This is a genomic window from Stenotrophomonas sp. AGC87 (genome assembly GCF_057333975.1).
The window spans coordinates 1-11,757 of record NZ_JBHFHW010000030.1 but is presented as its reverse complement, the minus strand read 5'-3'; the positions used below and the strand labels follow the sequence as shown (position 1 = coordinate 11,757).

General features: G+C 64.9%; 11 protein-coding genes. 1 reads left to right on the top strand and 10 read right to left on the bottom strand.

Annotation, left to right across the window (positions count from 1 at the left end):
* Positions 1-41: 41 nt before the first annotated feature.
* From ACE026_RS11830 to ACE026_RS11795, 8 genes are all read right to left on the bottom strand, one after another.
* Positions 42-215 carry a DUF1328 family protein gene (locus tag ACE026_RS11830; RefSeq protein WP_019182774.1) on the bottom strand — a complete coding sequence of 58 codons (174 nt, stop codon included), beginning with the start codon at positions 213-215 and terminating at the stop codon, positions 42-44.
* 96 nt (positions 216-311) lie between these two features.
* The gene (locus ACE026_RS11825) at positions 312-767 is read right to left on the bottom strand and encodes a GNAT family N-acetyltransferase (RefSeq protein WP_486039153.1); all 456 of its coding nucleotides are present in this window, start codon (positions 765-767) and stop codon (positions 312-314) included.
* A 90-nt stretch (positions 768-857) separates the two neighbouring features.
* Positions 858-2,240, bottom strand: a complete 1,383-nt coding sequence (locus ACE026_RS11820; RefSeq protein WP_486039152.1) for a CehA/McbA family metallohydrolase domain-containing protein — start codon at positions 2,238-2,240, stop codon at positions 858-860.
* Positions 2,241-2,313: 73 nt separating this feature from the next.
* A complete protein-coding gene (locus ACE026_RS11815; RefSeq protein WP_486039151.1) occupies positions 2,314-5,361 on the bottom strand; it encodes a TonB-dependent receptor in 3,048 nt (1,015 codons plus the stop codon).
* A 159-nt stretch (positions 5,362-5,520) separates the two neighbouring features.
* On the bottom strand, positions 5,521-6,576 hold the full coding sequence (locus tag ACE026_RS11810; protein ID WP_486039150.1) for a FecR family protein: 1,056 nt from the start codon (positions 6,574-6,576) through the stop codon (positions 5,521-5,523).
* Positions 6,573-7,097 carry an RNA polymerase sigma factor gene (locus ACE026_RS11805; RefSeq protein WP_486039149.1) on the bottom strand — a complete coding sequence of 175 codons (525 nt, stop codon included), beginning with the start codon at positions 7,095-7,097 and terminating at the stop codon, positions 6,573-6,575. The genes ACE026_RS11810 and ACE026_RS11805 overlap by 4 nt, the downstream gene beginning before the upstream one ends.
* Positions 7,098-7,222: 125 nt before the next feature.
* Positions 7,223-8,068 carry a 3-methyl-2-oxobutanoate hydroxymethyltransferase gene (gene panB, locus ACE026_RS11800; protein ID WP_152153399.1) on the bottom strand — a complete coding sequence of 282 codons (846 nt, stop codon included), beginning with the start codon at positions 8,066-8,068 and terminating at the stop codon, positions 7,223-7,225.
* A gap of 30 nt (positions 8,069-8,098) precedes the next feature.
* On the bottom strand, positions 8,099-8,716 hold the full coding sequence (locus ACE026_RS11795) for a LysE family translocator (RefSeq protein ID WP_486039148.1): 618 nt from the start codon (positions 8,714-8,716) through the stop codon (positions 8,099-8,101).
* Positions 8,717-8,835: 119 nt separating this feature from the next.
* Here ACE026_RS11795 and ACE026_RS11790 point away from each other — a divergent pair, with 119 nt between their 5' ends.
* The gene (locus ACE026_RS11790) at positions 8,836-9,297 is read left to right on the top strand and encodes an Lrp/AsnC family transcriptional regulator (RefSeq protein WP_486039147.1); all 462 of its coding nucleotides are present in this window, start codon (positions 8,836-8,838) and stop codon (positions 9,295-9,297) included.
* Between the two features lie 434 nt (positions 9,298-9,731).
* Here ACE026_RS11790 and ACE026_RS11785 read toward each other — a convergent pair whose 3' ends face one another.
* Together ACE026_RS11785 and ACE026_RS11780 are read right to left on the bottom strand one after the other, a co-directional pair.
* Complete coding sequence (locus tag ACE026_RS11785) at positions 9,732-10,634, bottom strand: DUF1254 domain-containing protein (protein WP_486039146.1); 903 nt, start codon at positions 10,632-10,634, stop codon at positions 9,732-9,734.
* Positions 10,635-10,944: 310 nt separating this feature from the next.
* The coding region (locus tag ACE026_RS11780; RefSeq protein WP_486038815.1) for an IS3 family transposase at positions 10,945-11,757 on the bottom strand (813 nt) is incomplete at its 5' end.

Below are 11,757 nucleotides of genomic sequence, written 5' to 3'. Positions count from 1 at the left end.
GCGCAGGCCTTCGTCTTGACCCGTAGGGGGTGTCAGACGGGTCAGGTCACCTTCTTGGCGATGGTCATGCCCAGCACGAACAGCACCACGGCGATGATGATGCCCGCCCAGAACAGGAACTTGGCGATGCCGATGGCGGCGCCACCGATGCCCGCGAAACCGAGGGCGCCGGCGATCAGGCCGATGACAGCAAAAATGATGGCCCACTTGATCATGATGATCCTTTCCCCGAATCGGGTTGAATGACAGGACTCCACGGTAGCCAGCCAGCTGTCTCACCTTCGTGAACGCGCCGACTGAACGGCGTGAAGTCAGGCCGGCGCGGTGAGGCGCATCTCCATCGGCTGGTAGCGCAACCCGGAGGATTCCGCGGGGTCGGCGGTGCAGACAAAACCGTAGCGCTCATAGGCGGGCACCGACGACAGCGACGCGCTCACGGTCAGCACCTCCACACGCGCCTGCTCGATCATGGCCGCCATGAGTGCCTTGCCGATACCCTGCTGTTGGGCGGCCGGGTCAACGAACAGCATGGCGACATGGCGACCTTCCTTGAGTTCGGCGATACCGACGATCCGGCCCTCCTGCTCGCAGGCCAACATCAGATTGTCCTGGGCCATCCGCGCACGGAACCCCTCCACCGAAGCAATGCGGGAGAACGTCTCGATGCCAAGAGGGGTCAGTGAATCCGCCACCGCGCCCATGAAGGCAGCCATGCACACACGGCTGGCCTGTTCGAGATCCGCTGCCACCAAGGTCCGTACCGTCATCTGCACTTCCTTCCACGTCCATGAGGTAAGCGATCACTCTACCTTGATGTCGCGCCGCCGCGCACAGCTCACCTCCGGATCAACGCCAACTCAGCGCGCGACCTGGATAAACACCGGGTTGGAATAGAACCACAGGTCCTGCCAGGGATCTTCGCCCGGCACATCGGGCAGCGGCGCCACCTCACGGGTGCTGCTGCCGCGTGCACGGACGAACCCGCCCTGTGCAGGCACCGGCAACACCCAGGACACCGAGCGCCATGCGCCGTCCACCCGCCAGTCAGTGGCACCGAACACACGGGTCTGCATCACGGGGCCATTGCCGTTGCCGGGGCTGCCCACGATCAACTCGACGTGATCCAGCACCGGATGCTGGCCCGCGTGATTGGCTGAGGCCGGCACGCGCACCCGCAGTTCCACGCGCATGGTGGCGTCAGGCGACATCGACAGGGTACCGCCCATCGTGGCGCTACGTGCCTCGTCGTCGTTCGCAGTCACCCGCAGCTCAAGCGCATCGATCAGATCGCCGGTCACCGCGAACATGCGCCCGTGACGAAGGCCATCAAGGATGTCACCGGCATCCCGGCGCGCCCAGACATGGGTCTTGCTGTACTGGCCAGGATCAAAGTCACTGCCGCCATCGCGCTGATTGACGTGCGAATCGGAGCTGGCCGTGATCCAGAAGCGATGGCCTTCCGAGAGCAGCGTGTCCCAGATGCCGCCGACCGTTGCGGTCATCTGGTCAAAGCCGCCCATCGTGGGTGCGTCTGCATTGCGATAAAGACCGCGATGGACGCGCGTGGCCTGGTGGCCGGGGGCACCTTCCATGCCGACCAGCACCTGCGGTGCGGCCGCATGCCAGGCACGCAGCTCATCGGGCTCGACGTCGCCCCACCGGCCCATGGCGGTGGCAGTGCGCGCGGGGTGATTGATGAACATCAGCGGCGGTGCCGGCAGCGACCGCATGTGGGCCAGTGCATCGAGCATCGTCTGCCCGTCGTCGCGGCTTCCCTGCAGCGGCTCGCTGCGGCCGTAATCGCGTTCGATCGCGACCAGCTGCTCGCGCTCATCCGGGCCTGGGGCGATGATCAGCGAAGCGTGCTCGCCGGCCGGCACGTCGAATTCCATGCCGTTGAACTGGATCAGCCCGGGCACCTCGCGCCGGGCATCCAGCAGCGCCGGCCACGCATGGTCCCGGGTGACCGCCGAATGCCCCGGCCCGCCATGATCGGTATGCACCATCCAGGTCAGCCCATTGGCGAGCGCCTGCTGGGCGTTATGGGTGCGGGTGTAGGACGAGTCACCACCACGGATCGGCGTGGGCGGCGTGGTGCTGCGATCCCAATCCACGCTCCACTCGCTGTGGACATGGTGGTCGCCAGCCTGCCAGCTACGGCCGGCATCGTCATCGGCAGCGTGCGAGACCGCCGGCCACGCCAGCACCGCCACAAGCGGCAGGAAGAAAACATGTCGCATCGGATGTTCCTCACAAACGGGCAGCCGCATCCGGGGCACGCGCACGTGCCTCCGGATGCACCGCGAAGGTGGCTCAGAAGTCCGCGCGCAGGCCGAGGCTGATCCGGCGTCCGGAGCGCTCGTACATCGTCGGGAACGCGGGATCCATCGTGTAGCCGGTGGTCGCCTGGTTGGTCAGGTTGATGCCCTTCAGGCTGAGCTTGATGCTGTCGGTCAGGCGGTAGCCGATCGACACATCCACCTGGCCGTAGTCATCGCGCCAGATCGGGTACATGTTGTAGCCGATCGATTCGACGTACTCACCCTTGTGGTTGTACGACACGCGCGCGTCGAAGCGGTCGTTCTCGTAATACACGGTCATGTTGTATGACTTCTCGGAGAGCCCCGGCATCGGCGTGCTCACGCCCAGGTCCGATTCACCGGCCAGCGAGCTGTCCAGCATCGTGTAGTTGGCGTTGATGCCGAAGCCTTCCAGCGAACGGTGCAGCATGCTCAGCGGCAGCTGCGCGATCAGCTCGACGCCTTTCACAACGTAGGTGCCATCGGCATTGATCGGCTGGTACACGTCGAAATCATAGGTGCCGTTGAGCGAGCCGTTGGCGTTGTACACCGCCACATCCGGCACTACGCCGGTCAGCGCATTGATCACCACGCCGTCGATCTTCTTGTGGAAGTACGAGGCCGCCAGCAGGCCGCCGTTGTCCAGGTACTTCTCCAGCCCCAGCTCCCATTGCTTGGCGTAGGTGGGCTGCAGATCCGGGTTGCCATCGGTGAAGCGGAACGAACTCCAGCTGGCGGTGCGCTTGTAGGCGATGTCGGTCAACGCCGGGCGGATGAACGTCTTGGAGGCGGCACCCCGCAGCACCAGGCCCTCGGCCAGTTCGGCAGTGGCATTCAGGCTCGGCAGCAGATCGTTGTAGCTGCCTTTGCGCGAGACAGGCGTGTCGGTATAGCCGGTGGTGCCGTCTGCCCGCTGGATCGGATGGAAGCCGGAGGATTGCACCGAGGTATCCACATAGCGCACGCCGGCGTTGATCGAGACTGGCACGCGGCCCACATCGAAGCCGATGTCGCTCATGGCGTACAGGCTGGTCACGCTCTCATCGACCCGGTAATACTGACCCGGATCGAACGGCGTTGCGAAGCCCGGATAGCGGAACGCACTGCGTGCGTAGTCGTTGGAGACCATCTTCCAGTCCAGGTCTTTCACCGAATAGCCACCGCCCGGCACGATATCGGCGATCGACTGCAGCGGGCTGTCGGCCAGGGTGCGCGTGTTCACCCAGCTGTTGTCACCCGCAGCCGGCCCGTAGATCTTGGCCTCGCCATACTCGCGCTGCTTGGATTTGTCGGTGTAGCGCGCGCCGAACTGCACGCTGCGCAGCGCCGGCAGGAAGGCCAGTTCCAGCGCCTTGGTCACATCCACCTGGGCGGCATACTTGTCATCGCTGACCTTCTCCAGCGTCGTCTCATACGCTTCGAACAGGTACTTGTCTGAGGCGTTGTACATGTCGATGCTGGCCGGGTTGGCGCTGGGAATCGTCTCGCCACTCTTGCCGGTCCAGCGGGTCCGCGAGGGCGCGTAGGCCACATGCTTGAGGTTGCTGGCATCCAGCGTCTTGTCGGCGCCGGAGTAACCGACCATCGCATCCACGCCCCAGGTGTCGCCCTGCCAGTCCATCGCCACGCTGTACTGGCTGAAATCGGTCTTGTTGATCCGCTCCTTGCTCAGCATCTCGTGCTGGGTGGCGGTGTAGGACACATCGCGCAGCACCACGATGCCGTACTGCGACAGCGTGCTGGCGTCGTAGTCATGGATGCTCTCCAGCGTGCTGCGGCTGGACGCCGAATACGCGGCCGCGTCGTACTCGTCTTCGGTGGTGTCGTAGCCGCCGCGCATCGCATCGAAAGTCAGGCTGAAGCGGCTGCTCGGCTTGTATTGCAGCGAGGCGGTGGCACCCCACTTGTCCTGGTCGTTGACGAACACACGGTCGCCCACTTTGTCCTGGAACACGATCAGGTTGCTTTCATCGGTGTTGTTGCGGTTCTTGACCACCACGCCGGCATCGCGTGCCAGCACAGCCGCAGCCTGCGTGCCGCGCGTGCCCGAGGCACCGAGGAAACGCGACATCGGGCGGAAGTTGATGCCCGAGGTCGCGTCCGTGCGGTTGCTGCGCTTGGCCGTGGCGAAGGACACCAGGCCGCCCCAGTCGCCCCAGGTGTCACTGGCCAGGAAGGAGAACTTCGGGTCGACCTCTTCGGAAATCGAGTTGTGCGCCCCTTCCACCGACGCCACAAGCTTGCGGCCGGTGTAGTCGAACGGGCGTGCGGTGGAGATCTGCACCGAGCCGGCGATGCCGCCCTCCTCATCCGCCGCAGTCGGCGACTTCAGCACCGTCACCTGCTGGATGATCTCCGAGGCGAAGATATCGAATTCGATGTCACGGCCGCCGCTGCCGGATGCTGTGGCCAGGTTGTTGATCGAGACATGCGTGTACTCCGACGGCAGGCCACGCACGTTGACGCGGCTGCCCAGGCCTTTGTCACGCTCGATGGTCACGCCCGGCATGCGCCGCAGGGCCTCGGCCAGGTTCTGCTCGGGAAAATCGGCCACGTCGGTGGCCACGATCGAGTCTGAGAAGCCGATGGTGGCGCGCTTGATGTCCACCGCCTGCTCCAGGCTGCGGCTGTAGCTGCCGACCACGTCGATGCGCTCCAGCTGCTGCAGGCCGGCGCTTTCCGCTGCGGGGGCCGCTTCAAATGCCACGGCCGATGTGGCGACGGGCACGGCGGATGTGCCCGACGGTGCGGTATCGCTGCGCGCTTCGATGGTGACCGTGGTGTCGTTGAGATAGCGATAGCGCAGGCCGGTGCCGTCCAGCAGCTGCTCCAGTGCCTGCTGCGGGGCCAGCCCGGCCGGCATGGCGCGGGTGCGCGGGTTACCGGCCTGCTGCGCGTTGTAGACGAACTGCAGGCCGGTCTGGCGCGACAGATCGTTGAGTGCACGGTCCAGCGGCTGGGCGGGAATCGCCTCACTGGCCACGCGGGCTTCCTGCGCGGTAGCGGTGACGGCGGCGCTCTGCAGGGCAAGAGCGATCGAAAGGAAAAGAATGCGGCGCATCGTAGAGTCCAGTGGGGTGGTATGAGCGTCGCGAGACGGGATCGTTCGCGCTTGCCTGGACTACGAGGGCGCAGGGCGAGGATCGGGCACCGGTATTTCGATGAATTTTTTTTGACAGCCGCTCGGCGCAGTCTGCGCGAGCACGCAGGAACAGCTTGATTACCGCTGTTTCGTATCCAGTTCCGTCGCCGTTCGGCTGCTCACACGGATCTGCTTGCCGTCCACCTCCGTCCGCAGCGATGGCTGCTGATCGAGGAAGGTCCGCAGCGACGCGAGATCATCACCGCGCAGGTTGCCGGTCAGGCGCAGCGCACCGGCGAGGTCGTCGTCCACCCGCAGGCGCACATCGTTGAGCCGGTTGAACTGCTCGGCGACCTCGCGCAGCGGTTCGTCCTGGAACACCACGCGGCGTCGCCACCACGCGGTCATCGTGTCCGCATGCTGCTGGCGGAGGCTGACGGTCTGATCGCGGTAGTCGATGTGGGCACTCTGGCCCGCGCGAAGATCGGCGAGCAGCCGGCCCTGACCGGAGTCGCCGCGCACCTGCACGCTGCCTTCGGCTACCTCGATCCGCGCCTGCTCGCGGCGCAGCGACACGTCGAACGTCGTGCCGATATCGCGCACCTCCAGCCCTGCCGCATGCACGGCAAAGGGACGGCGTTCCTCGGCCACTACAAAGCTGGCCTGCCCGCGCGAGAGCTCCACGCGGCGGCTCAACAAGGTGAAGCGGATCGACAGTTCACTTTCCGCGTTCAGATGCACGACGGTGTGGTCCGGCAGCGCAAATCGCTGCGGTGCGCCGTGTGCCGCCACATAGTGGCGGGTCTGTGGCCACGCCATGTGCCCGGCGAACGCAATGCCCAGCAGCAACGCGGCCGCCGCGGCGATGCCCGGCAGGTGCCGGCGCGGCGCACGGGAGGCCGCGGGCGGTGGGGGGCGTCGTCGCACCGGCAGCGCCACCACGTTGTCGTCGGCTGCCGGTGGCCCTGCAGCGATCAGCGCATCCAGATCCACCGCCATGCCGCGTAGCGCATCGCTGAGCTCGCTGGCGACGCGGCTGACCGTGATGTACTCGCGCAGGTGCGCCGGTGAGGTCACCAGCCACGTCATGAACTGGCGTTGTTGCTCGGCGGTCAGCCCGCCCTGGCGCTGCAGCGCATGCCAGTGCGCGGCCTCGTTGGCGAGGGAAGGACGCGGTGCCGGAAACTCGCTCACCACGCCTCCGCGTGGCCGGCCAACGCACGGCGGCACACGGAAAGCCCGCGCACCACGTGCTTCTTGACCATGTGCGAGGACACGCCCAGCCGCTCGGCGATTTCCTTGTAGCTGAGTCCATCGCGATACTGCATCACCAGCACCGCGCGGGTGTGCTCGGGCAAGGTGCCCAGCAGGGCCTGCAGCTGCACGCGGCGCTGCTCACGCTCGGCGGCGTCCTCCACGGTTTCCTCGCCGGTCAACAGCGTGGTGAGGTTCTCAAGATCATCGATGGGCAGCATCGACCAGCGCCGGCGCGCCGCCTGCTCACGTGCGAGATTCTGCGCGACGGTGAACAGGTATGCCTCCGGATTGGCGATGGCCTCGCCTTGATCCTCATGTGCGCGCAGCAGGCGCAGATAGGTTTCCTGCACCATGTCTTCGGCATCCTGACGCGCACCGCGGCGGGTGAAGAACCCCCTCAGCACCGGCCCCTGTTCCAGAAACATGCGCGCCAAACGCCGTTTTGCGTGTTCGGCCACGGTCCCACCTCGCCCCCAGGTGCGGCGAAGGTACGTGGCTCGCATGACGATTCGATGACGCAGACGACACGGTACCGCCGCGCGGCGATACCGTGGACACGCGCCTCAGGCGGTACGTGCGTCGATCAGAACGTGTGTTCCGGGCCGGGGAACGTGCCTGCCCCCACCTCTTCCGCGAACTCACGCGCGGCCTTCTGCAGCAAGCCGTGCATATCCGCGTACTGCTTCACGAAGCGCGGCAGCTTGCCGGTGCGCAGCCCGGCCATGTCCTGCCAGACCAGCACCTGTGCATCGCAATCGCTGCCGGCCCCGATGCCTACCGTCGGAATCTTCAGCGCGGCGGTGATCTGTGCGGCGACCGCGCCGGGCACCATCTCCATCAGCACCGCGAAGGCACCTGCGGCCTCCAGCGCGCGCGCTTCCTCGATCAGGCGTGCGCCATCCTCGCCACGCCCCTGCACGCGGAAGCCACCCAGCTGATGCTCCGACTGCGGAGTGAAGCCGATGTGCGCCATCACCGGGATGCCGCAGCTGACCAGCTTGCGCACCTGCGGCACCATTTCGATGCCGCCCTCCAGCTTGACTGCGTGGGCCCCGCCTTCCTTCATGAAACGCACCGCCGTGTGGAAGCACTGCTCCGGCGAGGCCTGATAGGAACCGAACGGCAGATCGGCGATCACCAGCGGCCGCCGCGTGCAGCGGCTGACCGCGCGCACCAGCGGCATCAGCTCATCGACCGTGACCGGCAGCAGCGAGTCGTTGCCGAACACGTTGTTGGAGGCCGAATCACCGATGAGCAGCACCGGAATGCCGGCGTCTTCGAAGATCGCCGCGGTGTACATGTCGTAGGCGGTGAGCATGGCCCACTTCTCGCCGCGCTCCTTCATCTGCTGCAGGTGCGGAATGCGCACGCGCGGTGCCGGGACCGGGGCGCTGCCCGGCGTTGCGTAGGGATGGAGCTGTTCGGTCATGCCAAGGATCCTCGTGGGGACAACGTGGGGTCAGAGTGTGCCGGTTCCGCTCAGCAACAGCACGGCGATCAGGATCATGGCGGCGCCCGATATGCGGCCGACCATGCGTGATGCACGTGGGCGGGTGCGCAGCACGGCACCGGCGCCATACCCGACGGCCAGATACACCGCCGCGCAGCTGACCAGGTGCACCATGCCCAGCGCGATGATCTGCACCGGCATCGCCCATGCCGCGCTGGCGGAAATGAACTGCGGCAGCAGCGCCAGAAACAACAACAGCACCTTGGGATTGAGCCCGCTGACGCAGGCGCCCTTGAGCGCCCAATGGCGCCACCCCGTCACCGCCCCCGCAGCTTCCGCTGCGGCCACCGGCGGATGACGCAGCAGCCCGATGCCCAGCCACAGCAGATACAGCGCGCCTAGCACGGTCAGTACGTGCAGCGCGACCGGCGCCCGGGCGAACATCGCGCCGACGCCCGCAGCGACCAGCCCGATCGCCAGCAGATGGCCAGACAACAGCCCGGCCACGGCAGGCACCACCGCCCGCCCGCGCAGGCCGGCAGCGATCGCATGCGCCCAATCCGCACCGGGGGTGAGCACGAAGAGGATCGAGACCGCCCAGAAGGCGACGATGACGCTGGGTTGCATGGGGTCCAATGGGCGGTCTTGCCGCGATCTGCGTGCCAGACAGAAGAATATTCCCGCGACTCTGGAATGTGCTTCCAAATACTTGCCCTGCGCCGCGCATCAGGAGGAAACTCTTGCGCATGGACATCACCGATCAGCGGATTCTTGCCGAGCTGCAGAAAGACGGCCGCCTCACCGTGACCGAGCTGGCCGAGCGCATCGGCCTGAGCATCTCGCCCTGCCACCGCCGCGTGCGTGCCCTGGAGCAGTCCGGCGCGATCCGCGGCTACCGCGCCGAGCTGGATCCCGCCGCCCTGGGCCTGAAGTTCTCAGCGCTGGTGTTCATCACCCTGCGCGACGGCGACCGCCGTGCGGTGGATGCCTTCGAGCATGCCGTCGCCGACGTGCCACAGGTCCTGCAGGCACAGCGCCTGTTCGGCGATCCGGACTACCTGCTGCACGTCATTACCCGTGACCTGGCCGCGTTCCGGCAGCTCTACGACGAACACCTCTCCGCCCTGCCCGGCGTGCAGCGGCTCACATCGACCCTGGTGATGAAAGATGTGGTGATCGACCGGCCGCTGCCGTTGCACGGGCATTGAGGCCACGGCGTTGAACCTGCTGGCCGCGGCCTGCATCCAACGGTGAATGACCCGCCGGAAGAAATCGACCGGCGTACTACGCACCGGCGGCACTCGAACAACCGGACAACGCCAAGGCGATCGCCGCCCAAAAAGAAAAAAGGCCTGCGCATCGCTGCACAAGCCTTTGATCGAATCACCAACATTGGTCGGGACGGCCGGATTTGAACCGACGACCCTCTGCCCCCCAGGCATCGCGACTGACAACGCCAAGCATTTGATTCTAAAGGCTTAGCGGCACTCAAGGCGACTAGTCTTGCGCTCAATTGCAGCCGATACCTATCAACAGGTTACAGCCTAATAGGGTGATTCGGGTCGGCGACCACCGCCAACCCCAGAGACCAAAGTCTGCTTTCGGCCAAGAGCGGACGCGCCCTGGCAATTCACAATGCGAGCTACTTCACCGGCCTTGCTTCGGGGAAGGACCATGTGCCGTCGAGTGCAGCGGGTCGGGCTCTGTACAGCCGAACGGTGTAATTCCAACCCTTGACGATCGGCAGGCAATTAGGGGTGTCCCGGGTGCAGCCGCCGAACTGGACGTTGTAGGTTCCGTCCTTTTCCGGTGTGGCGGTTAGGTTGTTGAGGGAATAGGCGTCAAGATCGTTCTTCTCGAAGAGTCCATCAGCGTTGTACACGCTGATCGACCAGAAGCCGTCTACCGGGACATCCTTCACCCGCAGCGTGTGCGCGGTTGTGCCGTCATTGGCGGGTGGATACACCAGGATGTACTTTGCCGCGTAAAGCGGGTTGCCGCCCCAGCCAACCGCTGCCCCAATGAGATGTTGTACCGGGTCAACCTCGGTGCGATTGCCAAACGCTTTCTCAGTACCACCGCCCTGAGCCGCAAGGATTTTCAGCGCGTTGCGGACGCTGTCTCTGGAGGCCGTGTCCCATTTAGGGATATGGAACGAGCCGTTTGTCTGCTGCTGAACTTTGATCCCATCCTGCGCCGCATGTGCAGCCGTCAGGTCCTGACTATTGCCAGGGTCGGCGAGGGTGCGTGCGATCAGGTACATGTATCGCGTTCCGACGCTTGCCCGGTCGAAAGTAAACGTGCCGGGAGCGTACACGACTTTGATTGTGTACTGATCTTCAGAAAGAACCTGTAGTGACTGGAAGCGCTTCCCCGAATCCGGGAGCTTGATGGTGACCGGTCCCGCGCCCAGATCGAACACGCCTTGAGAGTAGAGCGTGTCGCGATTCATCCGAACGATTGATTGCTTGTCGATCGCGGGGGCACTCCGCACGTGCACGAGCTTCCCGAATGCGCCTTCCTCGACGGCCTTCGCCATGTACATGTCAGTCTCGGCCCGAACGAAGTTGTCAGGCGTCACCTTGATGGGCTGATCGCTTGTAGGTGCATGAGCCTGCGCAGAGATCGCGGCAAAGATGACTAGTGCTGAGCAGTCCATACAGATCCCCGATTCGAGTTCTGGTCATTGTCGCCGGGTAGAACCCAGTCGCAATCTGAATAACTACCGCAGTGTTGTCAGTAGAACTACTGCTCCCGGCCATGGCTGGGGCGCGCCACTCAATTCTGCCCAGAGGCTCAATGTGCCGATGTCTGCTTTCGGCCCGACGTCCCCCCGACCTGAGTAGTGGGCGGGTTTAGAATCCAGTGCTGATGGTATCTTTCTTCGCCGCCAACTGCGCGGCGTGCTGGGCGGGTGTTAATCCGCCAAGCGCTCTTTTGGGCCTTTCTTCGTTGTAGTCGCGCCGCCAGCTTTCGATGCTGGTACGGGCATGAAGCAATGTCGGGAACCAGTGCTCGTTGAGGCATTCATCGCGTAAACGCCCGTTGAAAGACTCCACGTAAGCATTCTGGTTCGGTTTGCCCGGCTCGATCAGACGCAGGGCAACTCCCTTGTCGTGAGCCCAGGCCACCATCGCCTTACCGCAAAACTCCTTGCCGTTGTCTGTCCTGATCACTCGTGGCAAGCCGCGCTGCATGGCCAGTCTGTCCAGCACCCTGGACACACCTTGCCCGGAAATTGCCCGCTCCACTTCGATGGCAACAGCCTCGTGGGTGGCGTCGTCGACAATGGTCAGGCACTTGATCACCCGGCCTTCCGCGGTGCGGTCGAACACGAAGTCCATCGACCACACCTCATTGGCAGCGGACGGCCGCAGGAGGGGCTGGCGCTCGCCTACCGGCACCTTCTTACGCTTTCTGCGACGCACCTGCAGGCCCGCTTCCTGATACAAGCGCTCCACTCGCTTGTAGTTCACGACCAGCCCTTTCTGTCGCAGTTTCAAATGGATCATGCCCACCCCGTAGCGTCTGTGCCGATGCGCCAGCGCGGCGATCTGCTCGCGCAGCTCAACGTTGTGGTCGGCCCGAGGCTCATAGCGCAGCGCGCTAGCGCTCATCCGCACCACCTTCAGCGCCCGCCGCTCGCTCAACCCCTTCTCGACCATGCT

Excerpts from the sequence above, each read along its gene's own strand:
- ACE026_RS11830 (WP_019182774.1), bottom strand. The coding sequence starts at position 215 with ATGATCAAGTGGGCCATCATTTTTGCTGTCATCGGCCTGATCGCCGGC.
- ACE026_RS11825 (WP_486039153.1), bottom strand. The coding sequence starts at position 767 with ATGACGGTACGGACCTTGGTGGCAGCGGATCTCGAACAGGCCAGCCGT.
- ACE026_RS11820 (WP_486039152.1), bottom strand. The coding sequence starts at position 2,240 with ATGCGACATGTTTTCTTCCTGCCGCTTGTGGCGGTGCTGGCGTGGCCG.
- ACE026_RS11815 (WP_486039151.1), bottom strand. The coding sequence starts at position 5,361 with ATGCGCCGCATTCTTTTCCTTTCGATCGCTCTTGCCCTGCAGAGCGCC.
- panB (WP_152153399.1), bottom strand. The coding sequence starts at position 8,068 with ATGACCGAACAGCTCCATCCCTACGCAACGCCGGGCAGCGCCCCGGTC.
- ACE026_RS11795 (WP_486039148.1), bottom strand. The coding sequence starts at position 8,716 with ATGCAACCCAGCGTCATCGTCGCCTTCTGGGCGGTCTCGATCCTCTTC.
- ACE026_RS11790 (WP_486039147.1), top strand. The coding sequence starts at position 8,836 with ATGGACATCACCGATCAGCGGATTCTTGCCGAGCTGCAGAAAGACGGC.
- ACE026_RS11785 (WP_486039146.1), bottom strand. The coding sequence starts at position 10,634 with ATGTACATGGCGAAGGCCGTCGAGGAAGGCGCATTCGGGAAGCTCGTG.